This is a genomic window from Streptomyces sp. CB01373 (assembly GCF_002803075.1).
Lineage (GTDB): Bacteria > Actinomycetota > Actinomycetes > Streptomycetales > Streptomycetaceae > Streptomyces.
This window is the reverse complement of sequence record NZ_NNBK01000003.1, coordinates 453,770-478,802: the sequence shown is the minus strand read 5'-3', so window position 1 is coordinate 478,802 and position 25,033 is coordinate 453,770. Positions and strand designations below refer to the sequence as shown.

Sequence of the window (25,033 nt, the reverse complement as noted above, 5' to 3'; positions counted from 1 at the left end):
CGTCCTGCCCGGACCGTTCCGTCTGTTCGCCGGGCAGTTCGGTGAACTCCTCCAGCGCATGGCGCAGCCACTGCGTCCAGAAGGTCTCCAGGTCGACACCGCCCCGCAGGACCAGATGCCGCAGCCGGTCCTCCGGACTGTCCTTGCCGGGCGGGAAGTCACGCTCCTCGATCTCCCGGTACTCCGCCAACTGCCGCTCGTGCAGCTCCAGATGGCGCTCCAGGTCGACCCGGAGGCCCGCGGTGCCCACCACGGCCGCGGCGCGCAGCCGCAGCAGCAGGGCGTCGCGGTACGGCTTCGGATCCTGGGAGGTGGCGGTCCAGCGGCCCAGCTCCTCGCGGCCCGCGGGCAGCACCTCGTAGTCCTTCTTCTGCCCGCGGGCCGGTTCCTTCGCGGGCAGGCCGCGGATCAGGCCGGCGGCCTCCAGTCGTCCCAGCTCGCGATAGATCTGCTGATGCGTCGCCGACCAGAAGTAGCCGATGGACTTGTCGAAGCGGCGCGTCAGCTCGAGCCCCGACGACGGCTTTTCGAGCAGCGCGGTGAGGATCGCGTGCGGAAGTGACATGGGGATCATCCTAGGGACGGGCCGCCCACACGCCCGGCCCCGCGAGTGCGCCGCCGGTGGTCTCCTACAGGGCCGCCGCCAGTTCCGTGCCCTGTTTGACGGCGCGCTTGGCGTCGAGTTCGGCGGCCTCGTCCGCGCCGCCGATCAGATGCGGGCGGCGCCCGGCGGCGACCAGTTCCTCGTACAGGTCGCGCCGGGGCTCCTGTCCGGTGCACAGCACGATCGTGTCGACCTCCAGGACCGTGCTCGTGCCGTCGACGGTGATGTGCAGGCCCTGGTCGTCGATCCGGTCATAGCGCACGCCGGGCACCATGGTGACCCCGCGGTGCCTGAGTTCGGTGCGGTGGATCCAGCCGGTCGTGGTGCCCAGTCCGGCGCCGACCTTGGTGGTGCTGCGCTGGAGCAGGTGCACCGTGCGCGGCGGCGCGGGCCGCCTCGGCGCGGTGAGTCCGCCGGGCTCGCGCTGGTCCATGTCGACTCCCCAGAGCCGGAAGTACGCCGCAGGGTCCTCGCTCGCCCCGTCACCGCCGTCGGTGAGGTACTCGGCCACGTCGAAGCCGATGCCGCCGGCGCCGAGGATCGCCACCTTCTCGCCGACGGCCGCGCCGTCCCGCAGTACGTCGAGGTACCCGAGGACGCTCGGGTGGCCGACGCCGGGGATGTCGGGGGTGCGCGGAGTGACGCCGGTGGCGACGACGGTCTCGTCGTAGTCCGTGAGGCCGCCGGCGCTCACCCGCGTGTTCAGCCGTACGTCCACGCCGTGCGCGTCGAGTTGGTGGCGGAAGTAGCGCAGCGTCTCGCCGAACTCCTGCTTGCCGGGGACCTTGCGGGCCACGTTGAGCTGTCCGCCGATCTCGTCCGCCGCGTCGAACAGGGTGACCTGGTGGCCGCGTTCGGCGGCCGAGACCGCGCAAGCGAGCCCGGCCGGCCCGGCGCCTACGACGGCGACCCGCTTGCGCCGCCGGGTCGGGGACAGGACCAGTTCGGTCTCGTGGCAGGCGCGCGGGTTGACCAGACAGGAGGTGATCTGTCCGCTGAAGGTGTGGTCGAGGCAGGCCTGGTTGCAGCCGATGCAGGTGTTGATGGCCTCGGGGCGGCCGGCGGCGGCCTTGGCGACGAAGTCGGGGTCGGCGAGCATCGGGCGGGCCACGGACACCATGTCGGCGTACCCGTCGGCGAGCAACTGCTCGGCGACCTCGGGGGTGTTGATGCGGTTGGTGGTGACGAGGGGGACGGAGACCCGGCCCATCAGCCTCTTGGTGGCGAACGCGTAGGCGCCGCGCGGTACGGAGGTGGCGATGGTGGGGATGCGGGCCTCGTGCCAGCCGATGCCGGTGTTGATGAGGGTCGCCCCGGCCGCCTCGACCGCCTTGGCGAGGGTGACGACCTCGTCCAGGGTCGAGCCGTCGGGCACCAGGTCCAGCATCGACAGCCGGTAGATGATGATGAAGTCCTCGCCGACGGCCTCGCGCACCCGGCGCACGATCTCGACCGGGAAGCGCGTCCGGTTCTCGTAGGAGCCGCCCCAGCGGTCGGTGCGGTGGTTGGTCCGCGCGGCGATGAACTCGTTGACCAGGTAGCCCTCGGAGCCCATGATCTCGACGCCGTCGTAGCCGGCCCGGCGGGCGAGGAGGGCGGTGCGGGTGTAGTCGTCGATGGTCCGCTCGACGTCGGCGTCGGTGAGTTCGCGGGGCACGAACCGGCTGATGGGGGCCTTGAGGGGGCTGGGGGCGACCAGGTCGCGGTGGTAGGCGTAGCGGCCGAAGTGCAGGATCTGGAGGGCGATCCGGCCGCCCTCGCGGTGCACCGCGGCGGTGACGGTCGTGTGCTGCTCGGCCTCCTGCTCGGTGGTGAGCTTCGCGCCGCCCTCGTAGGGCCGCCCCTCCTCGTTCGGGGCGATGCCGCCGGTGACGATGAGCGCCACTCCGCCGCGGGCGCGGGCCGCGTAGAACTCCGCCATCCGCTCGAAGCCTCGGTCGGCCTCCTCGAGGCCGACGTGCATCGAGCCCATGAGAACGCGGTTGGGCAGCGTGGTGAAGCCCAGGTCGAGCGGGCGCAGCAGATGCGGGTAACGGCTCATGTCTGTAGTTGTAGAGGACCCCGGGCCGTTTATGCAACTAGTTGCATAAACGGCCCGGGGTCCTCTCGGTGCCCGCCGTCAGCGGTTCTCCAGACGGACGTGGAGTTCGCGCTCCTGGTCACCGGAGGCCATGCTCAGGTCCTCGACGGTGAACAGGGAGCCCAGGGTGGTGCGGAAACGGTCGATCGCCCAGTAGCCGCCCTGCACGTCGGCCGTGACGGACGCGTCGAGCCGGGTGGGCCCGCAGTCCGCCCCGTGCTCCTCGGCCACGTCGAACGTGCCGAGCCACACGGTCGGGCGCACCTCGTGGTAGTCCCGGGGCACGTCGTCCGCGCACCGGTCGGAGGAGAAGCAGGCACACAGCACGTCGAACACGGTCCGGGCGTCTTCCTTGGTGCATCCGCTCAGCTCCACCGAGACGGATTCGGGGTGCTCCGGCTCGCTCGCCATCGCGATCACTCCTCTCGTGGCCTGGGTACCGCACAAAGTTCCCTCCGCGCGGCACTCCACTCGCACAATCCAGCAAAGCACCGTTTTCCGGCGGAACACCACCGCCGCCGGTCTGCTCGCCTTCACCCGGGAGGCACCGGTCCTGCGGCCGGCACGGCGCGAAGGAGCCTTTGCGGTGATCGAGGTGCTCTCGGACGTGCCGCGGACCGGCCGAGTGCGGTCAGTGCCTGGTTCCTGTCACCACGTGGGCGCTGAGGTCTTCCGACACGGCGAGCTGGGCGGTCAGGCCGGCCCGGGTGAAGGCGGCCAGGGCCTGCGGGGTCTGGTGTTCGCTGGTCTCGACCAGGAGGCAGCCGCCGGGCGCGAGCCAGGTGGGGGCCAGGGTGGTGACGCGGCGCAGGATGTCGAGGCCGTCGGGGCCGCCGTCCAGGGCGACCAGCGGCTCGTGGTCGCGGGCCTCGGGCGGCAGCAGGCCGACCTCGCCCGTGGGGACGTAGGGCACATTGGCGGCGAGTATGTCGACGCGGCCCCGCAGACTGCCGGGGAGCGCGTCGAACAGGTCACCCTCGTGCACCGCGCCGCCCCTGGGGACGATGTTGCGCCGGGCGCAGCGCACCGCGGCCGGGTCGATGTCGGCGGCGTGCAGTTCGGCCGGGCCGAGCGCCTCGGCCAGCGCCGCGCCCACCGCGCCCGAGCCGCAGCACAGGTCCACGACGACGGACGCCTCCGGGGACCGGGCCACCGCCTGGTCGACCAGGAACTCGGTACGGCGCCGCGGGACGAAGACGCCCGGTTCCACCGCGATCCGCAGACCGTGGAACCCGGCCCAGCCGAGGACCTGTTCGAGGGGGAGACCGGCGACGCGCCGCTCCACCAGGGCGGCGATCTCCCGTGGTGTGCGGGCGCCGGCGAGGATCAGTTCCGCCTCCTCCTCGGCGAACACGCAGCCGGCGGCGCGCAGCTGGGCGACCACCCCGGCGCGCGGGGGCACAGAAGCGGAAGAGGAAGAAGCGGAGAGGGGAGGAAGTACGGGCATGGAACGCGGGGACCTTTCGGGAGCCGAAGGGCGCTCCCGGCGGTCACCTACCGACGGTGATCCGCGCCGTTACGAAGGGAGAGCACCCGACCTGACACAGCGGTAATGGGTCTCACCTCCTGGGCTTCCTGTGACCGGGACCCTCCGCGGCCGCAGGCCACCCTACCCCAACGCTCGGCCGCCGCCCCCTTCTCCATCGGTCAGTTGTACTATGCAACCCGGAAGAGCAGGGGAGGCATTCGGTGACCGCAGCGACAGAACCGGACGAGCGCGGCGTCACGCGGCGGCCGCCGGCCGGGGAGACGGCCGTGGAGACCATCCACCGCGAGATGACGGTCTTCGCCCGCCGGGCCCGGGCCTCGGCGGGACGCATGCACCCCGAGCTGTCGCTGGTGTCGTACACGCTGCTCGGGCATCTGGAGGAGAGCGGCGGCTGCCGGGCCACCGACCTGGCCGCGCACTACGCGCTGGACAAGTCCACCGTCAGCCGCCAGGTGTCCGCCCTGAAGCGCTCCGGCCTCGTCGAGCGCCGTACCGACCCCGGCGACCACCGGGTCCAGGTGCTCCATCTGACGGCCGCCGGGCGGCGGATCCTCGCCCGGGTCACCGAGAGCCGCCGCGCGGCCTTCCACGAGCGCCTGGCGGGCTGGCCGGAGGACGATCTCGAACGGTTCGCGGGCTATCTCACCCGCTACAACGCCTGGCCCGGCCGGGACCAGGACGACACCTGACGCACCCCGGTCCGCCGTTCGCCGCGTCCGGATCGAACACCTCCGCCGACGGCGGCCCGCACCGAGGCCGTAGCGTGTGGCCCCCACGCTCTCTTCAGTCTCTTCGCGAAGGCGGTTGTTGATGGCCCTGTTCGACCTTCCCCTCGACGAGCTCCGCGAGTACCGCAGTTCGTCCGTCGAGCCCGAGGACTTCGACGCCTTCTGGTCCAAGACGCTCCAGGAGGCCCGCGAGCACGACCTGGACGCCCGGTTCGACCTGGTGGACACGGGACTGGCGACGGTGAAGGTGTACGACGTGACCTTCGCCGGCTTCGGCGGGCACCCGGTCAAGGGCTGGCTGACGCTGCCCGCGCGGGTCGACGCGCCGCTGCCTCTGGTCGTGGAGTTCGTCGGCTACGGCGGCGGGCGCGGCCTGCCGCACGAACATCTGCTGTGGGCGTCGACGGGCCGCGCGCACTTCGTGATGGACACGCGCGGGCAGGGCAGCGCCTGGGGCGGCGGTGGCGGCACTTCCGACCCGGTCGGCGGCACGCCGGCGTACCCCGGCTTCATGACCCGCGGTCTGGACGCGCCGGAGAACTACTACTACCGCCGGGTGTTCACCGACGCGGTGCGGGCGATAGAGGCGGCCCGCGCGCACCCGCTCACGGACGCGGGCCGGACCGCGGCGATCGGCGCGAGCCAGGGCGGCGGCATCACGATCGCGGTGGGAGGTCTGGTGCCGGACCTGGTCGCGATCGCGCCGGACGTGCCGTTCCTGTGCGACTTCCCGCGCGGGACGACGCTGACCGACCGTCACCCGTACCGCGAGATAGGCCTCTACCTGAAGACCCACCGCGGCCGCACCGAGGGCGCCCTGCGCACGCTGTCGTACTTCGACGGCGTGCACTTCGCCGCCCGCGGCCGCGCGCCCGCGCTCTTCTCTGCGGCCCTGGAGGACCAGACCTGCCCGCCCTCCACGGTGTTCGCCGCGTTCAACGCCTGGGCGCACCAGGACAAGCAGATCGAGGTGTACGACTTCAACGACCACGAGGGCGGCGGCCCCTACCAGGAGGCGGCCAAGCTCCGCTGGCTCCGGTCGTACGCCTGACGCCCCGGAACATCCCTGCCATGCCCGCGGGCCCGGCAGCCGCGTGGACGGCTGCCGGGCCCGCGGTGTTCCCGCTCCAGGCATGGGGGCGGGCCACTTGATGTCGACGAGGCCGTCCGCGGTGCCGAGGTAGCCGCTGGACGAACGGTGGTCCGTCTGCCGGACCTGGCGGCGAAACTTTCTCCCACGTCCGCGAGCCGAGTGGTATCGTGGTGTCAGCACTCGTGTACGCCCCGTTGTGGGCGCCGGTGCGGTTCTTCATCAGCTCACCGGGTCGACGCGTCTGTCGCGGTCGACGCGATCTGCTTCTCCTCGCCTTCTCCCTGAGCGGCGCTCCGCCCTCCCGGGCAGCGCGCCGCCGGCCGAGGTGGTGTCTTCCGCCGTCGGAGGCCGTGCTCCGCGCCTCCCCGTCGCGGCTTCCGCTTCCCCCCGCACATCCCGTGCCGTCCGTCCGCGAAAGGACCTCCCCCATATGACCACCACACTCGAACGCCCCGTCGCACCGCGGCAGACGTCCGCGGCCCCCGAGTCCGTCACCGGTGTCCTGGACATCGACGCGACCGGCAAGGGTCATCTGCGCGTCGCGGACCTCCTGCCCACGCCCTCCGACCCGCGCGTCTCCCCCGCGCTGATCCGCCGCCACGGCCTGCGCAAGGGCGACGCCGTCGCAGGCCTGCTCGGGCAGCAGCACGTCGTCACCGAGATCACGGGCATCGGCGGCCGCTCGCCGGACGAGGCCCGGTCCCGGCGCCGCTTCCACGACCTCACTCCGCTGCACCCGCGCGAGCGGCTGCGCCTCGAACACCCCGCCGCCGGGCTCACCGGCCGTGTCGCCGACCTGATCGCGCCCGTCGGCAAGGGGCAGCGCGGCCTCGTCGTGGCACCGCCCAAGACCGGCAAGACCGTGCTGATCCAGCAGATCGCCGCCGCCGTCGCGGGCAACCACCCCGAGTGCCGGCTGATGGTGGTGCTGCTCGACGAACGCCCGGAGGAGGTCACCGACATGCGCCGCCGCGTGCACGGCGAGGTGTACGCCTCCACCTTCGACCGGTCCCCGAAGCAGCACATCGCGCTCGCCGAACTCGTCGTCGAACGGGCCAAGCGGCTCGTCGAGGCCGGTGAGGACGTGGTCGTCCTCCTCGACTCGCTCACCCGGCTGTGCCGGGCCCACAACAACGCGGCCGCGGCGGGCGGCCGCACCCTCAGCGGCGGTGTCGACGCGAGCGCGCTCCTGGGGCCCAAGCGGCTCTTCGGGGCGGCGCGGACGGCCGAGGAGGGCGGCTCGCTCACCATCCTCGCCACCGCGCTGGTGGAGACCGGATCCCGCGCCGACGACTTCTTCTTCGAGGAGCTGAAGAGCACCGGCAACATGGAGCTGCGACTGAGCCGCGAACTCGCCTCCCGCCGCGTCTTCCCGGCCGTCGACCTCGACCCCTCGGGCACCCGACGTGAGGAACTCCTCTTCAGCCCGGCCGAGTTGACGGCGGTTCGCGGTCTGCGCCGGGCCCTGCGCGGCCGCGAGGGCAGGACCGGCGTGGAGACGCTGCTGGAGCGGCTGCGCGACACGCCCGACAACGCCACGTTCCTGCGCCGCGTCCGGCCGACCCTGCCCACCGGCTGAGCCACGGCCGCCGGCCGGGCATCCGACGCACCCTCAGCACCGCGCCCGCTGTGCGCCCGTCGGGGTACGCGCTAGGACATCCGGGTGCTCGCGGACCCCGTTCGGCTCTGGGCAGCGTCCCGCCTGCACCGTTTTGTCCCTACGTTTGCGATATGAAGATCAGATTTTCCAAGCGCACCACCGTATCGGCCTGCGCGCTCTGCGCGGCGAGTCTGCTGGCGGTGACCTCCCCGGTCGCGGTCGCCGGCGCGGCCGCCGGGTCCCGTGGAGCGATAGTGCAGCCGAGGGCGACGGTGCCGCAGCCGGGCCTGCTGGACGACGAGGGCACCCAGGTCCGGCTCCGCGACGGGGCGCCCGATCTTCCGGCCGTCTCCGGGCTGTCCTGGGTGGTGGCCGACGCCGCGTCGGGCGAGGTGCTGGCCGCGCACGACGCGCACCGCAGGCTGCCGCCCGCGAGCACCCTCAAGACGCTGTTCGCCCTGACCGTGATGCCGTCCTTCCCCGCGGGCATCCAGCACACCGTCAGCGCCAAGGAACTGACGGGCATCGGCGAGGGCAGCAGCCTGGTGGGGGTCGTCGAGGGGCACACGTACCAGGTGGCCGACCTGTGGCGCGGGGTGTTCCTCAACTCCGGCAACGACGCCGTGCACGTGCTCGCCGCGCTCAACGGCGGCTGGGAGCAGACAGCCCGGCAGATGGAGGCCAAGGCCCGCTCCCTGGGAGCCCTGGACACCACGGTCGTCTCCCCCGACGGCTACGACGCCGACGGGCAGGACTCCTCGGCGTACGACCTGGCCGTGTTCGGGCGGGCCGGACTGCGCAACCCGGACTTCGCGCGGTACTGCTCCACCGCGCACGCCGCCTTCCCCGGCAACGACGGCACGTTCCAGATCGCCAACACCAACCGCCTGCTGACCGGTGCCAACGGGGTGGAGCCGTATCCGGGTCTGATCGGCATCAAGAACGGCTACACCACCAACGCGGGCAACACGCTCGTCGCCGCGGCCCACCGGGACGGGCGCACCGTCCTGGTGACGTTGATGAACCCTCAGGAGGGCAACGTCTACGAGGAGGCGCGCGCGCTGCTGGACTGGGGATTCGACGCCGCCGGTCACGTCGATCCGGTGGGTTCGCTCGACGCCCTGCGGCCCGTCTCGCACGAGGCGACGGCGGAAGCGAAGTCCGGGACGAAGCCAGGAGCGAAGCCCGGTACGAAGCCGGGAGCGGCGGTCGTCGCGTCCGCCGGTGCGCCTCGCCCGGAGGAGTCGGACTGGCCGGGGGCGGGGGCCATCGCGGGCGCCGCCGGTCTGGGCGCGGGGGCCCTCCTGATCGGCCTGCGGTTCCGGCGCAGGCGCGCCTCGCGCGTCTGACCTGCCGACGACCGGGCACGGTCCGCGGACGTCGGCGTCGCCCCCGGAGGCCGTCGCGGCCCGAACCGCGGCGGACGCCGACCGGACCGGGACGCCGGGCTGCCGTCCGCACCTGACCGGCGCACGATCGGACGACCCGCGCCGGGCGGCCCCTCAGAACACCGACAGTCCGGTGAGGGTCGTGAAGCGGTCCAGGGCCGCCACGCCGGCCACCGAGTTGCCCCGCTCGTCCAGTCCGGGGCTCCACACGCACAGCGAGCACCGGCCCGGTACGACGGCGATGATGCCGCCGCCGACGCCGCTCTTGCCGGGCAGGCCGACGCGGTAGGCGAAGTCACCGGCCGCGTCGTACGTCCCGCAGGTGAGCATGACCGCGTTGACCTGCTTGGCCTGGCTGCTGGCGAGCAGCCGGGAGCCGTCCGCCCTTATACCGTGCCGGGCGAGGAACGTGGTGGCCAGCGCCAGGTCGGCGCAGGAGGCCGCGATCGAGCACTGGCGGAAGTACTGGTCCAGCAGGACCGGCACCGGATTGTCGACGTTCCCGTAGGACGCCATGAAGTGGGCGAGGGCGGCGTTGCGGTCGCCGTGCGCGGTCTCGGAGGCTGCGACCTCCTCGTCGAAGTCCAGCTCCGGGTTGCCGCTCTCGGCGCGCAGGAAGCTCAGCAGCTCGCCCGCCGCGTCGCCGGTGCGGGTCTGGAGCCGGTCGGTGACCACCAGGGCGCCCGCGTTGATGAACGGGTTGCGCGGGATGCCGTTCTCGTACTCCAGCTGCACCAGGGAGTTGAAGGGGTTGCCGGAGGGCTCGCGGCCCACGTGCTCCCACAGTTCGTCGCCCTCGCGCGCCAGGTCGAGGGCGAGCGTGAACACCTTGGTGATGGACTGCGTGGAGAACGGCTCCCGCCAGTCCCCCACCCCGTAGACCGTGCCGTCCAGCTCGGCGACGGCCATGCCGAAGGCGCGGGGGTCCCGGGCCGCGAGCGCCGGGATGTAGTCGGCCGGGCGCCCGCGGCCCGGTGTGTGCCCGATCTCCTCGGCGATGTGCTCGAGGACCGGAAGATAGGTCGGGGACGACGTCATGATCGCCATTGTGCCTCCGGGCCGGTCGCGGTGCTCCACGACGGTGACCACGGCAGGGCGACGGGTCTCGGCCGCCACCCCGTGCTCAGCTGCTGAGGACGCCCGTGCCGAGCAGGCCGAACAGCAGCAGGCCGATCAGGATCCGATAGACGACGAACGCGTTGAAGGAGTGCTTGGCGACGAACTTCAGCAGCCAGGCGATGGAGCCGTAGGCGACGACGAAGGACACCACGGTGCCGACGGCCAGCGGGACGGCGCCCACACTCGCGCCGAGCGCGTCCTTGAGCTCGTAGAGGCCGGCGCCGGTCAGGGCCGGCAGGCCGAGGAAGAACGACAGGCGGGTGGCGGCGACCCGGTCGAGGTCGAGGATGAGCGCGGTCGACATGGTGGCGCCGGAGCGGGAGAAGCCGGGGAAGAGCAGGGCGAGGATCTGCGAGCTGCCCACCAGCATCGCGTCCTTGAAGGAGGTGTCGTCCTCACCGCGCTTGTGCCGGCCCATCTGGTCCGCGCACCACATCACGACACTGCCGGCGATCAGCGAACCGGCGACCACCCACAGGGAGCCGAGCGGCCCTTCGATGAAGGGCTTCGCGGCCAGGCCCACCACGACGATCGGCATGGTCGCGAAGATGACCCACCAGGCGAACTTGTAGTCGTGGTGGTAGCGCTCCTGCTTGTTGGCCAGCCCCCGGAACCAGGCGGACATGATCCGCACGATGTCCTTGAAGAAGTACACCAGCACGGCGGCGATGGCGCCGACCTGGATGACGGCGGAGAACGCGACGACCGACTTGTCGTCGACAGGGATGCCCATGAGTCCCTCGGTGATCTTCAGGTGGCCGGTGGAGGACACGGGCAGGAACTCGGTCACCCCCTCGACGACTCCGAGTACGACGGCCTGACCGACGGAGATGGCGCTCATGGGATCCAGTTCTGAGGATGGTGATCGACAGTGGTGGACACACACTTACGGTGCTGAGTTGACGGTCCGGTGACGGGCAGCGGAATCCGCGGCGACCGTCAGAAGCCGCCGGCGATCCATGCCCCGGCGAAAGCGGCGGCGAGGCCCGCCCCGACGCTGCCGACGACGTTGGCGAAGGCGTAGAAGCCCGCGCCTGCCTCGGTGAGCCGCAGCGTCTCGTAGGAGAAGGTCGAGTAGGTGGTCAGGGCCCCGCACAGTCCGGTGCCCACGAGCAGTTGCAGCCGCGGTCCGGCGACGCCCGCGGCCGCCGCGCCGGTCAGCAGGCCGAGGATCAGGCAGCCGGTGACGTTCACGACGAGGGTGCCCCAGGGGAACACCGAGTCGTGCCGGGACTGCACCGCGCGGTCGGTGAGGTAGCGCAGGGGTGCACCGACCGCGGCCCCGAGAACCACCAGCAGCCAGTTCACGAGGACTTCCCGCCCTCGACGTCCGTGCCGCCGAGTCCGGCCGAGCGGGCGACGTACCGGATGACCTCGCAGTCGTCGAGTATCACCAGCCCCTGGGCGACCAGTTCGTCCAGTTGCGGAAGGAATGCCCGCAACCGCTCCTCGGTGTCCACGATCACCACCGCCACCGGCAGGTCCTCGCTCAACGACAGCAGCCGGGAGGTGTGGATCAGGGAGTTCGCGCCGAACCCCTCCACACCGCGGAAGACGCTGGCGCCCGCGAGGCCCGCCGCATGGGCCCGGTGGACGATCTCCGAGTACAGGGGCCGGTGGTGCCAGGTGTCGTTCTCTCCGATGAAGACGGTCACGCGCAGCGCGCTGCCGGTGAGCCTGGTCATGGCTGCCTCCACTTCAGAACACGGCGGGCCGCCGTCATGGCCAGCCACACCGCCGCGAGGGCCGCGCACGGGGTCGCGGCGAGGTACGCCAGCCCGGTACGGGCATGGCCGGAGTCCACCAGTCGCTGGATGTCGACGGTGTAGGTGGAGAAGGTGGTGAAGCCTCCGAGCACGCCGGTGCCGAAGAAGGGGCGGACCAGGTGGTGGGCGGCCCATACATCGGTGATGACCACCATGAAGACGCCGATCACCGCGCAGCCGGACACGTTGACCCAGAAGATCGCCCAGGGGAAGCCGCCGGCCGGCGTCGGCAGCCACTGCGAGACGGCGTACCGGGCGGTGGCCCCGAGCGCTCCGCCGAGTGCCACCACGGCGACCACCGGTGCCTGTTCCCGCCGGGCTCGCCACCGCGTGGGGCCGTTCCGCTCCCGAAGGTTCCCTTTGTCCGGGACAGTCATGCTCGTACGTCTCCTGCTCGCCCGCGCCCGGACATGCCGGAGCGCTCCTTTGATGCGAGTAGGGACCGTTGGCGGCACCAGTGCCACGGTTTCGGTACGGCGGGCCCCACCGCCGCGCCGCGAATCTCTCGCGGCCGGGCTACAGGCTAACGCGACCGGATCCGCACCGCACACGCCCGGCGGGGTGTGTACGGCGAGCCGGGTGACGCCACCCCGGCAGGCGACCGGCAACCGGTCAGGATCGAAGAAGCGGCACGGCACCCGCCCGTTCTAGCGTGGAACCACCGACGCAGCCGTCGGCCCGTGCCGCCTCCGCCGCGTGCGGAGCCGCGTACGTCCGCATATCGATCCGAACAGCAATCAAGGAGTTCGCCATGACCGCCGGCCTGAAGACGATCATCTACCCCGTGAAGGACCTCGACCGGGCGAAGGCCCTGTTCAGCGCGCTGCTGGAGGTCGAGCCGTACGCCGACGCGCCCTACTACGTCGGGTTCAAGGACGCCGGGCAGGACGTGGGGCTCGACCCGAACGGGCACGCCAAGGGAATGACCGGACCGGTGCCGTACTGGCACGTCGACGACATCAGGGCCCGGCTGGCGGCGCTGGTGGCCGCGGGCGCCGAAGTGCTCCAGGACGTGCAGGACGTGGGCGGCGGCCGGCTGATCGCCTCGGCGAGGGACGCCGACGGCAACCTCATCGGCCTTCTCCAGGACGCCTGAGAGCCGGGCACCGCGGAGGTCGGTGCCACGGAGGTCGGTGCCACGGTGGTGCCTGCCGCGCCCACCGCGGACGGCCGTTCCGGCCGGTCCTCGCGGTGCCGCTCAGCCGTGGGGCCGGGCCAGCAGGCTGCGTACTCCCTCCGAGGTGAGCGTCAGACCGTGCGGCGAACTGGCGTCTATGGTCAGCGACAGGTCGTCGGCCGGCCACTGGGACGCGAGCGCGCCGAGCGGTACCAGGCGGTAGCGGGAGACGTAGGGCAGCAGGTCGGACATCTCCAGTTCGGAGGTGAACACGGGCACCACCGGCGCCCCGCCCGGCTGTTCGAGAACGGGCAGGGCCACCGCCGTGGGGTTGGTGGCGTCCTCCTCGCTCGCGTCGTCGGGCACAGGGACCAGTACGTCGCTGCTCGCGAGCGTCTCCAGTGCCACCGTGTCCTCGGCGTTCTCGGCAAGCACGTCCAGCGCTTGCTGGGCGGGCGTCGGGGTGTTGTCGTTCGCTGGTGTCTGCATGGCGGATTCCCTGGTCGCGGCACTCGAACGGCCCGCCCGGGAGCTGACCGGCCGGGCATGGGCTCTGCACGCGTACCCGAACGCACACGGCACAATCACGAGGTGCCGGTGGATTCCCCGTGCCACCGGCCGGCGGCACGCGGGCGGGCGCCAAGGCGGCCGGTGCCGGTCACGACGGGCCGCGGCGGATCGCGACGGCCGCGGCGTCGTCGCCGAGGCGGCCGTTGGTGTGGGCGAGGAGGTCGTCGTGGAGTCGGCTCAGCACTACCTCCGGCGGGGCGCCGGCCCAGGCGCCGGCCCGGTCGGCGAGGGGGTAGAACTCGCCCCGCGGGCTACGGGCCTCCAGGACGCCGTCGGTGTGCAGGAGCAGTGTGCCGCCGGGCGGGAAGGGGAACGAGGCGACCTCGTAGTCCGCGGCGTCGGACAGTTCCCCCAGACCCAGCGGTGGTGCGACGGCCCGCGCGGTCAGGGGCTCGGCGGTCTCCGCGCCGATGAGCAGCGGGGCGGGGTGGCCGCAGTTGAGGAGGTGCAGCACGGGCTCGCTGTCGGGGATGTCGACGAGCAGGGCGGTGGCGAAGGACTCGTCGGTGTCGAGCATCTGCGCGGTCTGCCACTGCCGGAACTCCCAGCGCATGGCGCCGTCCAGGTGCACGGCCAGGCGCGGCAGCGAGGGCCGGCGGTGGGCGGCCGCGCGGAAGGCGCCGAGCAGCAGTGCGGCATGGCTGATCGCGGGCAGCCCCTTGCCCCGCACGTCGGCGATGAGCAGCCGGGTGCTGTGTCCGGTGCGGGCGGCGGCGTAGAGGTCCCCGCCCATGGTGGCCTCGTCCTGGGCGGCGAGGTACAGGCAGGCGATCCGCAGGGGGCCGCTGCGGACGGGCAGGGGCGGGAAGAGCACGTCCTGGACGGCCCGTGCCACGACCCGGCTCTGCGTCAGCTGGTGCTCGCGCCGGTCACGGAACAGGCAGAACACCACGATCAGACCGGAGACGAGGATCAGCGACGCGATCTCCGCCTGAAGGTTCTGGGTGCCGAGCGTGCCCTGGACGGCGCCGATGGAGAGTTCGGTCCCGACGGCCAGCGCACCGATCAGCGCGGTGAGCCAGGGCCCGGAGAACGCGGCGGTGAACGCGGGAGCCGCGACCAGCAGCGGGCCGAGGTGCACGTCGGGCGGGGTCAGGGCGTCCACGACGCCCACCACAGCGATCAGTACCAGGGGGATGAGGACCAGCACCCGTCCCGATGGTGAACGCCGTAGGTCCATGAGCGACACACGCCATGTTCTCACCCCTGGCCCGGCCGGGCGAGGGCTCTGATCCGCGGCGGGGGCCGGATCGCCGGCACCGGAACGTGGGCCCTCCGCGACGCGCGACGCGCGGACGACCCCGGGGGGCTCACTTCCGAACCCCGGGGTCCGGGTAACCAGCGGGCCGGGGCCGATGCGGGGTCGTCCGGGAGGCCGGGAAGGTGCTCGTCAGCCGGTCGCGGCGGGCGGCGCGGTCGTGCCGCGCACCTCCAGGGCCGGGCTCGTCAGGTCGACGGTCCGGGGCAGGTGCCGGTCGTCGATGCGGTCGAGCAGCCGCTGGGCGGCGCGCCGGCCCACGTCGTGGCTGGCGTTGTCCACGGTGGTCAGCCACAGGTGGCGCAGGCGCGACAGATAGGTGTTGTCGTAGCCGGCCAGGGAGAGGTCGCCAGGGACCCGGAGGCCGCTCTCCTCGGCGGCGGACAGCGCGCCGACGCAGGCCATGTCGTTGACCGCGAACACGGCGGTGGGCCGCCGGGTACGGCTGAGCAGCCGCACGGTGGCCCGGTAGCCGCCTTCCTCGGTGAGGTCGCCCTGCTCGACGACCGCCGTGCCGGCGAGCCCGTGTGCGCGCACGGCGGCCTCGAAGCCGCGGCGGCGCAGGTCGCCGACCGCGCCCTGGCCGGCGATGTGGGCGATGTGCCGGTGGCCGAGGGCGACGAGGTGCTCGGTGGCCAGCCGTGCGCCCCGCTCGTCGTCGCCCGCGACGACGTCCACCCCCGGCAGTTCGGGTTCGCGGGTGCCGGCGACGACGGTGGGCACCCGGCCGGCCGCGACGCGCAGCGCGCGCGGATCCCGCAGGGTGCCGACGGCGACCAGGCCGTCGACGCGCAGTTCGGTGAAGGTGCGGGTGAGGTCCTCGCCCAGGCGCCGGTTCAGGTGGCCGTCGGCGAGCAGCATGTGCAGACCGGCGTCGTGGAGGCGGGAGTTCAGACCGTCCAGGAGTTCCACGAACCAGGGGTTGCGCATGTCGTTCAGGAGCACGCCGACGGTGCGGGTGCGGCGCTCGCTGAGGCTGCGGGCGGCGGCGTTGGGCCGGTAGCCGAGCTCCTCGACCGCGGCGAGGACCGCCTGCCGCTTGTCGGGGCGCACGCTGCCGGAGCCGCGCAGCACCAGTGAGACCAGGGACTTGGACACACCGGCGCGCGCGGCGACGTCACGGATGGTGGGCGGTCGCACGATGTGGACCGTTCCATGAGGGCGGGGCTCTTGTAAAGGGGCAGGAGACGGGTCCGGAAGTGCCTGAAGGGAGCTTCACCCGGTGGCTTGACACCTGCCCGGAGGCGGCCCCATCGTGAGCAACCAGGCTTTGGATCGGTCCAAACAAGGGGCTTTCATGGTGTCTGCGCTCGGCGTGGCCGTCGTCGGATTCGGCTGGATGGGACGGGTGCACACCCAGGCCTACGCCCGCGTGCCCCACCACTTCCCCGGGCTCGCGGTACGTCCGCACCTGGTCGCCGTCGCCGACGAGGTGCCCGGCCGGGCCGAGGAGGCGGCCGAGCGGTACGGCTTCGAATCCGCCACCCGTGACTGGCGGGAGGTCGCCGCCGACCCCCGGGTGGAGGCGGTCAGCATCACCGCCCCGAACTTCCTGCACCGGGAGATCGGCCTCGCCATGGCAGAGGCGGGCAAGCACATCTGGATCGAGAAGCCGGTGGGCCTGAGCGCCGACGACGCCCGCGCGGTGGCCGGCGCCGCGGCCCGGGCCGGGGTGCGGGGCACGGTCGGCTTCAACTACCGCAACGCGCCCGCCGTCGCCGCCGCCCGCGAGATGATCGCGGCCGGTGAGATCGGCACCGTCACCCATGTCCGCATCCGGCTGTTCAGCGACTACGCGGCCCACCCGGAGGGCGCCCTGACCTGGCGCTACGAGCGTGAACGCGGCGGCAGCGGGGTGCTGGGAGACCTGGCCTCGCACGGGGTCGACCTGGCCCGCCACCTGCTCGGCGAGATCGAGTCGCTGTCCGCCGACACCGCCGTGTTCGTGCCGGAACGGGCTCGCCCGACCGGCGCCACCGCGGGACACACCCGGGCGGCGGGCGGCGAACCCGGTCCGGTGGAGAACGACGACTACGTCGACTGCCTGCTGCGTTTCGCCTCCGGCGCGCGCGGTGTCCTGGAGGCCTGCCGGGTCTCCGTGGGCGAGCAGAACAACTACGGCTTCGAGATCCACGGCACCCGGGGCGCGCTCTGGTGGGACTTCCGACGCATGGGCGAACTCGGCGTCAGCCGCGGCACCACGTACCAGGACCAGCCGGTCAGCACGGTCCACGTGGGTCCCGGTCACGGCGAGTACGAGGCCTTCCAGCCGAGTGCGGCCAACGCCATGGGCTACGACGACCTCAAGGTCATCGAGGCGTATCACTTCCTGCGCTCGGTCACGGAGGGCGGGGTCCACGGTGCCACCCTCGACGACGCCGTGGCCGCCGCGGTGGCACTGGACGCGATGGCCCGTTCCGCCGAGGAGCGCGGGTGGGTGAGCCTCGGCTGACCCGCGCCGCCTCACTCCGGCGTCAGGTCCGCGCGCGGGGTGATCGCCCAGTGGTTGGTGCGCAGCACGCGGCCGGCGAACTCCACCTCGCGCTCGCCGACGAACCGGAAGCCGAGCGAGCGGCAGATGCCGTTGGAGGCCGTGTTGGTGGTGGCCGGGAAGGCGTGCACCTATCCCCAGCGGTCCTCGTCCCGCGCCCGTTCCAGCAGGGCGCGGGCCGCGCGGCCGCCGAGGCCGCGCCCCTGGTACCGCGGCAGCACCATCCAGCCGATCTCCGACATCGGGCCGTCGTTGCCGTCATGGGTCCAGATGGTCACCGTCCCGGCCACCTCCTCCGGGGTGCGCGGGTCGGGGACGATCATCTTGATCCAGGCGGTGCCGTCCGCCGCCTGGCGGGCGTCCCGGCGCACCTTGTCCGCCATGCCACCGGCCGGCAGGGGTCCGCCGAGCTCGACCATCATCACCGGGTCGCAGCGCATCCGGACGTACGCGTCCACGTCGTCGTGGGTGACGTCACGCAAGAACACGGGGCCTCCTGACGGAAGGTGGGTGTAGATGCCAAGTATGGGCTGGGTCATGATGGGGCTGCCCGGCCGATCCGGCGCGAGAAACCCGTGCCGGATCGGCTTCCTGTGAACAGCCCGAGGAGAAGCACGCGTTGAACACCGGCGCCCCGGTTCCCGGCAGCTACTACGAACGCATCGACGAGCACCGTTTCAAGCCCACCGAGCATGCCGGTGGCGCCTGGGACGTGCGCGAGCAGCACTTCGGCCCGCTGGGCGGGCTGGTCGTCCACGCGGTCGAGGACCATCTGGCCGCGCGCGGGGGCAGCGCCCTGATACCGGTCCGGATCAGCTACGACATCCTGGGCGCCCCGGCCCTGGACGAGTGCGAGATCGAGGTGGAGACCCTCCGCCCCGGCCGCACCATCGAACTCCTGGAAGCCGTCGTGCGCATCGCCGGGCGCCCGGTGGTCCGGGCCCGGGTCTGGCTGCTGTCGGCCCAGGACACCGCGGCCGTCGCCGGGGGTGCCGGTGACCGGCTCACCCCGCCCGACGGACTCGCGCCCTGGGCGATGAGCGAGTTGTGGCCGGGCGGCTTCATCGCGTCCCTGGACATCCGTCCGCTCGCCCCGCCGGCCCCGGGCCGCACCACCGCCTGGATCTCCACCCCGCTCACCCTGGTCGCCGGCGAGCCCAGCAGCCCGCTCGCCTCCTTCCTCGCTCTCGTCGACACGGCGAACGGCATCGCCGTACGCGAGTCGCCGACCGCGTGGATGTTCCCCAACGTCGACCTGACCGTGCACCTGCACCGCCGCCCGGAGGGCCGCTGGACCGGTCTGGACACCACCGTGGCCTTCGGCCCGGCGGGCGTGGGCCTGACCAGCACGGTCCTGCACGATCTGCACGGTCCGGTCGGGCACGCCCAGCAGATCCTCACCGTGCGCCCCATGCCGGGCGGCTGACCGCGGCGGGGCCTCCTCCCGCACGGCGCGCGCGAACGGCGCGGAGCTGATGTCCTGGTTGCGGGGGTCCGTCGTACCCGCTTTCCGGGAGAGACAGATGAGTACCTACAAAGTCGCGCAGGCCATCGCAGCCGGCGGCCCGTTCGAGATCGTCGAGCGTGAGGCGGCGGAGCCGGGCCGCGGTCGGGTCGCGATCGCCGTGGAGGCGTGCGGAGTCTGCCACAGCGACACCTTCTTCGTGGACGCCGCGCTGCCCGGGATCAGTTTCCCGGTGGTGCCGGGGCACGAGATCGCCGGGCGGATCGAGCAGCTCGGCGAGGGGACGCAGGACCAGGGATGGCAGGTGGGCGACCGGGTGGCGGTGGGCTGGTTCGGCGGCAGCTGCCATCACTGCACCCCGTGCCGGCAGGGCGACTTCATCGTGTGCCCGAACCTCAAGGTGCCGGGCTGGTCGTACGACGGCGGCTTCGCCGAGCGCGTGATCGCGCCGGTCGACGCGCTGGCCCGGATCCCCGAAGCGCTGGCGGCGAGCGATGCCGGGCCGATGGCGTGCGCGGGCGTGACCACGTTCGACGGACTGCGGCGCAGCTCCGCGCGGCCGGGCGATCTGGTGGCCGTGCTCGGCATCGGAGGCCTGGGGCACCTGGGGGTGCAGTACGCGGTGGCCATGGGGTTCGAGACGGTGGCGATCGCCCGCGGGGCCGACAAGGCGGACTTCGCCAAGCGGCTCGGCGCGCACCACTACGTGGACAGTACGACGGACACCCCGGTCGGCGACGCGCTGCAGTCGCTGGGCGGCGCCAAGGTCGTCCTGGCCACGGCCGGCAGTTCCGAGGCGATCGCGGCGACCGTCGACGGGCTGTCGCACCGCGGTGAGCTGGTGGTCATCGGGGCGGCGCCCGAGCCGCTGGGGATCAGTCCGCTCCAGCTGATCACGGCCGCCCGTGTCATCCGCGGCCACCCGTCGGGCACCGCGCAGGACGTGCAGGACACCATGGCCTTCAGCGCCCTGCACGGCATCCGTCCGATGACCGAGACCGTCCCGCTGGACCAGGCCGGCGAGGCCTACGCGAAGATGCTCGCCGGCGCCGCCCGGTTCCGCATGGTGCTCACGACCGGCTGACCAACAGGCCCAGGAGCACGGCCGGTCGGCCCGGCCGCACCGGGATGGTGAGAGCGGCTCGCGTGTCGGGAAGACACGGCCACCTTCACACCATCTCCACCTCCCCGTCACCCCGTTCTCACCTCCTGTGTATGCTCCTGACGCTCCATTGGCTCCACCGAGGGGGGAACCTCATGCGGATACGCTCCGTGCTGGCCGTGGCCGCCGCGGCCGGGACCGTCGCTGTCGTCGGCGCCGCTCCGGCGCAGGCCGCCGAATACTCGTCCGCGCTCAAGGTGAAGGGCGTCCAGTACGACGCGCCCGGGCGGGACTCCAACAACTGCCGCACCGGCAACACCAAGGACGAGTACCTGACGATCAAGAACTACTCGCGCACGGCGACGGTCAACCTCAAGGGTTACGTGGTCAAGGACGCTTCCGGCAACCGGTTCACGTTCCGCGCCAACCACCACCTCGAGCCCGGCGACTACGTGAAGCTGCGCGGCGGCAAGGGCACGGACTCCGACGCCAAGAACGTCGTCTACCGCCAGAACTGCAACTTCCTCTGGAACAACGACAAGGACACCATCTACCTGCTCAAGCCCTCCGGAGCCCGGGCCGACGTCCACTCCTACACCAAGGCCCGCGACGACCGCGACGGCGACGGCTACATCCGCTACCACGGCTGAGCCGGCCCGTCCTCGTACCGGCCCCAGGGGGGACCATGAACCAGCACCACCAGCCGCGACCGCGCGGCAGATCCGGCATTGGTCCGGCGCACCGGCGCTCACTCGCGCGGGCGGCGAGCATCGCCCTGCTCGCCGTGGGCGCCTTCGGCTGCGGACAGTCCGACGGCGAGGCCGCGAAGCCGCAGCCCACCGTGACCGTCACGGCCACGGCCACCGTCACGGCCACCGCGACCGAGACCGTCACACCCGCGCCCACCGCGACGGTCACCGCCACCGAGACCGTCAGGACGCCCGGCCCGACGGTCACCGTCACCAGGACAGCCGCTGCCGCCGGAACCGGCACCACCCGCAGCAGCGGTGGCGGCGGCAGCGCGGTCGGCACCTGCTCGATCCGCTCCAACGCCGGCAACTGCTATCAGGCGGGGCAGTACTGCCGCAACGGCGACCACGGAGCCAGCACCACCACCGCGAACGGCACCCGGATCACGTGCTCGTACCGCTCCAACGTCTGGCGATGGACCTATTCCTGACGATACGTCAGTCAGTACGTCAGTGATGCGGACGCACCCGTCCGGCGAGGGCAGCGACGAGAGGCCCTACGTGTCGCCCTCCTCGGCCGGGCGGGTGCGTCCGGGCTCCGGCAACTCGCCCTGCTGGGCACGCGCGTACAGCACGTCGCCGATGAACAGGTCGTAGACGAGGACACCGACGACCCCGCCGATCAGCGGCCCGACGATCGGGATCCACCAGTAGTGACTGAACGACCCTGCCAGGCTGCCGGGTAGAGCAAGGTCTCCCCATCCCGCGAAGAACGTGAACAGGCGCGGCCCGAAGTCGCGGGCCGGGTTGATGGCGTACCCGGCGTTCGCTCCGAAGGAGATGCCGATGGCGGCCACCACGAAGCCGATGACCAGCGGTCCGAGGTTGGCCTTCACAGCCATGTTGCGCAGGTCGATCACCGCCGCGATCAGCATGACCAGGAAGGCGGTGCCGACGATCTGGTCCACGAGCGGCCCCCAGTAACCGCCGTGGAAGTAGGGCGCCGGGAAGGTCGCGAAAATCGAGAACGTGGCGAGGGTGTGCCCGTGCGTCTTCGGCGGCTTCGACACGCTGTCGAAGGTGTTGATCGCGTCGTGGTAGACGGCGTACACCAGCGCGGCCCCGACGAAGGCGCCCGCCACCTGCGCGATCCAGTACGGCACCACCTTCGCCCAGGGGAACTTGCGGCGCACCGCGAACGCCAGCGTCACGGCGGGGTTGATGTGCGCCCCGCTGACGCCGCCGGCCACATACACGCCGAAGGCCACCGCGAAGGCCCAGCCCCAGCCGATCACCAGCCAGTCGGCGGCGCCGAGGAAGAACGTGGTGGGCCCCGACGTACGACCCGAGCCGGGCAGCGCCGCGACCGTCATCGCCACCGAACCGCATCCGAAGGCGATGAGGACGAGGGTCCCCAGGAACTCCGCCATGCATTCGCCCCCGAGCCCTCCACGGCTCCTGAGCCGTGAAGGTCTCAGCAGGGGCGGGATTTCCACGGCCATATCGGCCCCCTCAACGAACGGTCCGGCGAACGGCCGGGCACGGCCCTGAACAGGGCGGCCTCGCGGGGCCGCCCAGTCCCGGGCGGCCCCGCCTCACAGCCAGTCTGCGCGCCGGTGCGAACCGAGGCCACTCGGCCCGGTGCGGGCCGGCGGCCGCCACGCCCCGGCATGCGGCGCGAGGTGGCGGGCCGCGTCCCTATCCCCCTGGAGAGTGAACCCCCATACGGGTGAGATTACTCATCCCGGCAGTGCGAAGAACCGAGGAAAAGCAGCTTGCCGAACGATCCGGCCGCCTCGGCGCCACCGAATCCGAGTGGCAACCCCGCGGCGACCGAACAAGACTGATCCATGGTTTCGTGATCAGGCGAAAACGCACGGTCCCGGAGACCGGGCACCGCTGGCCGATGGTTTTCGACCTTTCCTTCAGGGAGCTCGCATGGTGGAGAAGTCTGCCGACATCTTGATGCCCGGGCCGGACGAACCCGTGATCGCCGGGCACGCAGGCACCATCCCGGCGGCGACGGAGACAGAAAAGGAACTCGCCGGAATTCTGGCGGACGTCGTACACGCCGAGCACGTCCCGCCCGACAGTCACTTCTTCGACGACCTGGGCGCCAACTCCCTTGTCATGGCGCAGTTCTGCGCACGGGTCCGGAAAAGATCCGATCTGCCGTCGGTGTCCATGAGGGACATCTACCGCAACCCCACGGTCCGCAGCCTGGCGGAAGCTCTCGCGGTCGCCGCTCCGGCCGCCGTCGGCACACCGGCGACGGCGGCCCCGGCGACACCCCCCGCGGGCGGGACGCCGGCACCGGCCGGGGCGGCACCGAGCACGGCGCGCTACGTGCTGTGCGGAGCGGCCCAATTGGCCATTTTCCTCGGGTATTCAGTCGTCGTCGGAATGTTCACGGCCCGGGCGTACGAGTGGGTCGCCTCGGGGACGGGACTCGTCGACATCTATCTGCGGTCATTGCTGTTCGGGACCGGCGGATTCATCCTCCTGTGCGTCTTCCCGGTCGCGGCGAAGTGGATTCTCGTCGGCCGCTGGAAGGCCGGAGAATTCCCGGTGTGGAGTGCGGCCTATCTCCGCTTCTGGATCCTCAAGGTGCTCCTGCACGCGAATCCGATGGTTCTCTTCATCGGAAACCCGGTGTACGTGATGTACCTGCGAGCCCTGGGCGCGCGGATCGGCAGGGACGTCACGATCCTCTCCCACTCCGTGCCGGTCTGCACCGACCTGCTCACCATCGGCGCGGGCACGGTGATCCGCAAGGACACGTTCTTCCTCTGCTACCGCGCGCACGCCGGGCGCATCCAGACCGGCCGGATCGACCTCGGCCGGGACGTCTTCATCGGCGAGAAGTCGGTGCTCGACATCGACACCTCGATGGGCGACGGCTCACAGCTCGGCCACTCCTCCGCCCTGTACCGGGGCCAGCACGTGCCGGCCGGCGAACGCCGGCACGGCTCCCCGGCGCAGCCCACGTCGGTCGACCACATCAGGGTCGAACCGGCCCAATGCGGCACCCTGCGGCGGGCGGCCTTCGGGCTGACCTCCCTGCTCCAGCTCTTCCTGCTGTACCTGCCGCTCGGCGTCGGTGGCGTCTACATACTGTTCTCGCAGGTTCCGGCCCTGCGCGACCGGCTGGAAGCGGGGACGGCCCTGTCCACGATGCCGAAGTTCCTCGCCGACACCCTGGTCGTGTCCGCCGTGCTGTTCTTCGGCGGGCTCGTCGTGGGCCTGGCCGTGCTGTTCACGGTGCCCCGGCTGCTGAGCCTGGCCGTCAAGCCCGACCGGGTCTATCCGCTCTACGGCTTCCAGTACGCGCTGCACCGCACGGTGGCCGGCCTGACGAACATCAAGTTCTTCCCCTGGCTCTGCGGCGACAGCTCCTACATCGTCCCCTACCTGCGCCGGCTCGGATACGACCTGTCCCGGGTGGAGCAGACCGGCTCGAACTTCGGCACCGAGGTGCAGCACGAGACGCCGTTCCTGGTGTCCGTCGGCAGCGGCACGATGGTGGCCGACGGACTCTCCGTCATCAACGCCGAATACTCCAGCACGTCCTTCAAGGTGAGCCGGGCGTCGATCGGCGCGCACAACTTCCTCGGCAACAACATCGCCTATCCGGCGGGGGCCAGGACGGGCGACAACTGCCTGCTCGCGACGAAGGTGATGGTCCCCCTCGACGGCGAACTGCGCGAAGGTGTCGGGCTGCTCGGCTCACCGTCCTTCGAGATCCCCCGTTCGGTGGAGCGCGACACCCGCTTCGACCACCTCAGGACCGGCGACGCCCTGCGCCGCAGCCTCGCCGCGAAGAACCGCTACAACCTCCGCTCCATGGCGCTGTTCCTGCTGCTGCGCTGGGTGCTCGCCGCCATGCTCACGGGACTCGCTCTGGCCTGCGTCGACCTGTACGGCACGCTGGGCCACGTGGTGATCGCCGGGTATCTGGCCCTCACCCTGGCCCTCACGGCCGGCTACTTCATCCTGGTGGAGCGGGTCATCGCCGCCTTCCGCGCCCTGCGCCCCCGCCTGTGCTCCATCTACGACCCGTACTTCTGGTGGCACGAGCGGCTTTGGAAGGTGCCGGACGAATGGCTCGAGGTGTTCAACGGGACCCCGTTCAAGACTCTCGTCTGGCGCCTGATGGGCGTGCGCGTCGGCCGCCGGGTCTTCGACGACGGCTGCTACATCACGGAGCGGACGCTCACCGTCATCGGTGACGACTGCGTGCTGAACGCGGGCAGCAAGATCCAGTGCCACTCCCAGGAGGACGGCACCTTCAAGTCGGACCGCACCACGCTCGGCTCCGACTGCACGCTCGGGATCGGCGCGCACGTGCACTACGGCGTGACGTTGGGCGACGGGGCCGTACTGGCGCCCGATTCCTTCCTCATGAAGGGCGAGGAAGTTCCTGCGAAGGCGGAATGGGGCGGAAACCCCGCCGCGCCGACGGCGAAGTGAGGAA

At 71.8% G+C, this 25,033-nt stretch carries 23 protein-coding genes and 2 pseudogenes; 11 read left to right on the top strand and 14 right to left on the bottom strand.

Features of this window, described 5'->3' with window-relative positions; all coding sequences use genetic code 11:
• Positions 1–22 precede the first annotated feature (22 nt).
• The 4 genes and pseudogenes from CG719_RS06945 to CG719_RS06930 all read right to left on the bottom strand — a co-directional run.
• Positions 23–565: pseudogene (locus CG719_RS06945) on the bottom strand (PadR family transcriptional regulator); the annotation flags it as partial.
• A gap of 64 nt (positions 566–629) precedes the next feature.
• Positions 630–2,645, bottom strand: a complete 2,016-nt coding sequence (locus CG719_RS06940; protein ID WP_100567579.1) for an NADPH-dependent 2,4-dienoyl-CoA reductase — start codon at positions 2,643–2,645, stop codon at positions 630–632.
• A gap of 78 nt (positions 2,646–2,723) precedes the next feature.
• Positions 2,724–3,095, bottom strand: coding sequence for a hypothetical protein (locus CG719_RS06935; protein WP_100567578.1), 372 nt, complete (start codon positions 3,093–3,095; stop codon positions 2,724–2,726).
• 220 nt (positions 3,096–3,315) lie between these two features.
• The gene (locus tag CG719_RS06930) at positions 3,316–4,131 is read right to left on the bottom strand and encodes a putative protein N(5)-glutamine methyltransferase (RefSeq protein ID WP_100567577.1); all 816 of its coding nucleotides are present in this window, start codon (positions 4,129–4,131) and stop codon (positions 3,316–3,318) included.
• 242 nt (positions 4,132–4,373) lie between these two features.
• On the opposite strand from CG719_RS06930, the gene CG719_RS06925 reads away from it, so the two are divergent.
• From CG719_RS06925 to CG719_RS06910, 4 genes are all read left to right on the top strand, one after another.
• Positions 4,374–4,862 carry a MarR family winged helix-turn-helix transcriptional regulator gene (locus CG719_RS06925; RefSeq protein WP_442802711.1) on the top strand — a complete coding sequence of 163 codons (489 nt, stop codon included), beginning with the start codon at positions 4,374–4,376 and terminating at the stop codon, positions 4,860–4,862.
• 121 nt (positions 4,863–4,983) lie between these two features.
• On the top strand, positions 4,984–5,952 hold the full coding sequence (locus CG719_RS06920; RefSeq protein ID WP_100567576.1) for an acetylxylan esterase: 969 nt from the start codon (positions 4,984–4,986) through the stop codon (positions 5,950–5,952).
• A gap of 472 nt (positions 5,953–6,424) precedes the next feature.
• Positions 6,425–7,573 carry a transcription termination factor Rho gene (rho, locus tag CG719_RS06915; RefSeq protein ID WP_100567575.1) on the top strand — a complete coding sequence of 383 codons (1,149 nt, stop codon included), beginning with the start codon at positions 6,425–6,427 and terminating at the stop codon, positions 7,571–7,573.
• Between the two features lie 152 nt (positions 7,574–7,725).
• Positions 7,726–8,943: a D-alanyl-D-alanine carboxypeptidase family protein gene (locus CG719_RS06910; RefSeq protein ID WP_100567574.1), complete on the top strand. Its 1,218-nt coding sequence runs from the start codon at positions 7,726–7,728 to the stop codon at positions 8,941–8,943.
• A gap of 153 nt (positions 8,944–9,096) precedes the next feature.
• Here CG719_RS06910 and CG719_RS06905 read toward each other — a convergent pair whose 3' ends face one another.
• The 5 genes from CG719_RS06905 to crcB (CG719_RS06885) form a co-directional block, all read right to left on the bottom strand.
• Positions 9,097–10,029 (bottom strand): glutaminase, encoded by a 933-nt coding sequence (locus CG719_RS06905; protein WP_100567628.1) that lies wholly within the window; start codon positions 10,027–10,029, stop codon positions 9,097–9,099.
• Between the two features lie 76 nt (positions 10,030–10,105).
• Positions 10,106–10,942, bottom strand: coding sequence for an undecaprenyl-diphosphate phosphatase (locus tag CG719_RS06900; protein WP_100567573.1), 837 nt, complete (start codon positions 10,940–10,942; stop codon positions 10,106–10,108).
• 98 nt (positions 10,943–11,040) lie between these two features.
• Positions 11,041–11,409: a fluoride efflux transporter CrcB gene (gene crcB / locus CG719_RS06895; protein ID WP_100567572.1), complete on the bottom strand. Its 369-nt coding sequence runs from the start codon at positions 11,407–11,409 to the stop codon at positions 11,041–11,043.
• A complete protein-coding gene (locus CG719_RS06890; RefSeq protein ID WP_100567571.1) occupies positions 11,406–11,786 on the bottom strand; it encodes a DUF190 domain-containing protein in 381 nt (126 codons plus the stop codon). Before CG719_RS06890 ends, crcB (CG719_RS06895) begins: the two co-directional genes overlap by 4 nt.
• Positions 11,783–12,244, bottom strand: a complete 462-nt coding sequence (crcB, locus tag CG719_RS06885) for a fluoride efflux transporter CrcB (protein WP_100567570.1) — start codon at positions 12,242–12,244, stop codon at positions 11,783–11,785. Before crcB (CG719_RS06885) ends, CG719_RS06890 begins: the two co-directional genes overlap by 4 nt.
• A gap of 374 nt (positions 12,245–12,618) precedes the next feature.
• On the opposite strand from crcB (CG719_RS06885), the gene CG719_RS06880 reads away from it, so the two are divergent.
• Positions 12,619–12,963, top strand: a complete 345-nt coding sequence (locus CG719_RS06880) for a VOC family protein (RefSeq protein WP_100567569.1) — start codon at positions 12,619–12,621, stop codon at positions 12,961–12,963.
• Positions 12,964–13,065: 102 nt separating this feature from the next.
• On the opposite strand, the gene CG719_RS06875 is transcribed toward CG719_RS06880, so the two are convergent.
• The 3 genes from CG719_RS06875 to CG719_RS06865 all read right to left on the bottom strand — a co-directional run bounded on the left by CG719_RS06875 (position 13,066) and on the right by CG719_RS06865 (position 15,952).
• On the bottom strand, positions 13,066–13,473 hold the full coding sequence (locus CG719_RS06875; protein WP_100567568.1) for an SseB family protein: 408 nt from the start codon (positions 13,471–13,473) through the stop codon (positions 13,066–13,068).
• Between the two features lie 169 nt (positions 13,474–13,642).
• Entirely contained in the window at positions 13,643–14,704 is a 1,062-nt protein-coding gene (locus CG719_RS06870; RefSeq protein ID WP_324838192.1) for a PP2C family protein-serine/threonine phosphatase, read from the bottom strand.
• A 240-nt stretch (positions 14,705–14,944) separates the two neighbouring features.
• Positions 14,945–15,952 carry a LacI family DNA-binding transcriptional regulator gene (locus CG719_RS06865; RefSeq protein ID WP_100567567.1) on the bottom strand — a complete coding sequence of 336 codons (1,008 nt, stop codon included), beginning with the start codon at positions 15,950–15,952 and terminating at the stop codon, positions 14,945–14,947.
• Between the two features lie 157 nt (positions 15,953–16,109).
• Between CG719_RS06865 and CG719_RS06860 the strand changes: the two genes are divergently transcribed.
• A complete protein-coding gene (locus CG719_RS06860; protein WP_100567566.1) occupies positions 16,110–17,264 on the top strand; it encodes a Gfo/Idh/MocA family protein in 1,155 nt (384 codons plus the stop codon).
• An 11-nt stretch (positions 17,265–17,275) separates the two neighbouring features.
• On the opposite strand, the pseudogene CG719_RS06855 reads toward CG719_RS06860, so the two are convergent.
• Positions 17,276–17,791, bottom strand: a pseudogene (locus CG719_RS06855) (GNAT family N-acetyltransferase).
• 131 nt (positions 17,792–17,922) lie between these two features.
• Between CG719_RS06855 and CG719_RS06850 the strand changes: the two are divergent.
• The 4 genes from CG719_RS06850 (at position 17,923) to CG719_RS06835 (ending at position 21,050) form a co-directional block, all read left to right on the top strand.
• The gene (locus CG719_RS06850) at positions 17,923–18,729 is read left to right on the top strand and encodes a thioesterase family protein (protein ID WP_100567565.1); all 807 of its coding nucleotides are present in this window, start codon (positions 17,923–17,925) and stop codon (positions 18,727–18,729) included.
• A gap of 97 nt (positions 18,730–18,826) precedes the next feature.
• Complete coding sequence (locus CG719_RS06845) at positions 18,827–19,852, top strand: alcohol dehydrogenase (RefSeq protein WP_100567564.1); 1,026 nt, start codon at positions 18,827–18,829, stop codon at positions 19,850–19,852.
• A 173-nt stretch (positions 19,853–20,025) separates the two neighbouring features.
• On the top strand, positions 20,026–20,520 hold the full coding sequence (locus CG719_RS06840; protein ID WP_100567563.1) for a lamin tail domain-containing protein: 495 nt from the start codon (positions 20,026–20,028) through the stop codon (positions 20,518–20,520).
• Between the two features lie 35 nt (positions 20,521–20,555).
• On the top strand, positions 20,556–21,050 hold the full coding sequence (locus tag CG719_RS06835) for a hypothetical protein (RefSeq protein WP_234375467.1): 495 nt from the start codon (positions 20,556–20,558) through the stop codon (positions 21,048–21,050).
• A gap of 66 nt (positions 21,051–21,116) precedes the next feature.
• Here the strand turns inward: CG719_RS06835 and CG719_RS06830 are convergent, their stop codons facing one another.
• Positions 21,117–22,061, bottom strand: coding sequence for an MIP/aquaporin family protein (locus tag CG719_RS06830; RefSeq protein WP_100567562.1), 945 nt, complete (start codon positions 22,059–22,061; stop codon positions 21,117–21,119).
• 436 nt (positions 22,062–22,497) lie between these two features.
• Between CG719_RS06830 and CG719_RS06825 the strand changes: the two genes are divergently transcribed.
• Positions 22,498–25,029: a Pls/PosA family non-ribosomal peptide synthetase gene (locus CG719_RS06825; RefSeq protein WP_100567561.1), complete on the top strand. Its 2,532-nt coding sequence runs from the start codon at positions 22,498–22,500 to the stop codon at positions 25,027–25,029.
• The last annotated feature ends 4 nt before the right edge of the window (positions 25,030–25,033 follow it).

Excerpts from the sequence above, each read along its gene's own strand:
- CG719_RS06930 (WP_100567577.1), bottom strand. The coding sequence starts at position 4,131 with ATGCCCGTACTTCCTCCCCTCTCCGCTTCTTCCTCTTCCGCTTCTGTG.
- CG719_RS06900 (WP_100567573.1), bottom strand. The coding sequence starts at position 10,942 with ATGAGCGCCATCTCCGTCGGTCAGGCCGTCGTACTCGGAGTCGTCGAG.
- crcB (WP_100567570.1), bottom strand. The coding sequence starts at position 12,244 with ATGACTGTCCCGGACAAAGGGAACCTTCGGGAGCGGAACGGCCCCACG.
- CG719_RS06875 (WP_100567568.1), bottom strand. The coding sequence starts at position 13,473 with ATGCAGACACCAGCGAACGACAACACCCCGACGCCCGCCCAGCAAGCG.
- CG719_RS06890 (WP_100567571.1), bottom strand. The coding sequence starts at position 11,786 with ATGACCAGGCTCACCGGCAGCGCGCTGCGCGTGACCGTCTTCATCGGA.
- rho (WP_100567575.1), top strand. The coding sequence starts at position 6,425 with ATGACCACCACACTCGAACGCCCCGTCGCACCGCGGCAGACGTCCGCG.
- CG719_RS06935 (WP_100567578.1), bottom strand. The coding sequence starts at position 3,095 with ATGGCGAGCGAGCCGGAGCACCCCGAATCCGTCTCGGTGGAGCTGAGC.
- CG719_RS06880 (WP_100567569.1), top strand. The coding sequence starts at position 12,619 with ATGACCGCCGGCCTGAAGACGATCATCTACCCCGTGAAGGACCTCGAC.
- CG719_RS06845 (WP_100567564.1), top strand. The coding sequence starts at position 18,827 with ATGAGTACCTACAAAGTCGCGCAGGCCATCGCAGCCGGCGGCCCGTTC.
- CG719_RS06840 (WP_100567563.1), top strand. The coding sequence starts at position 20,026 with ATGCGGATACGCTCCGTGCTGGCCGTGGCCGCCGCGGCCGGGACCGTC.
- CG719_RS06825 (WP_100567561.1), top strand. The coding sequence starts at position 22,498 with ATGGTGGAGAAGTCTGCCGACATCTTGATGCCCGGGCCGGACGAACCC.
- CG719_RS06940 (WP_100567579.1), bottom strand. The coding sequence starts at position 2,645 with ATGAGCCGTTACCCGCATCTGCTGCGCCCGCTCGACCTGGGCTTCACC.
- CG719_RS06860 (WP_100567566.1), top strand. The coding sequence starts at position 16,110 with ATGGTGTCTGCGCTCGGCGTGGCCGTCGTCGGATTCGGCTGGATGGGA.
- CG719_RS06835 (WP_234375467.1), top strand. The coding sequence starts at position 20,556 with ATGAACCAGCACCACCAGCCGCGACCGCGCGGCAGATCCGGCATTGGT.
- CG719_RS06830 (WP_100567562.1), bottom strand. The coding sequence starts at position 22,061 with ATGGCCGTGGAAATCCCGCCCCTGCTGAGACCTTCACGGCTCAGGAGC.
- CG719_RS06920 (WP_100567576.1), top strand. The coding sequence starts at position 4,984 with ATGGCCCTGTTCGACCTTCCCCTCGACGAGCTCCGCGAGTACCGCAGT.
- CG719_RS06905 (WP_100567628.1), bottom strand. The coding sequence starts at position 10,029 with ATGGCGATCATGACGTCGTCCCCGACCTATCTTCCGGTCCTCGAGCAC.
- CG719_RS06910 (WP_100567574.1), top strand. The coding sequence starts at position 7,726 with ATGAAGATCAGATTTTCCAAGCGCACCACCGTATCGGCCTGCGCGCTC.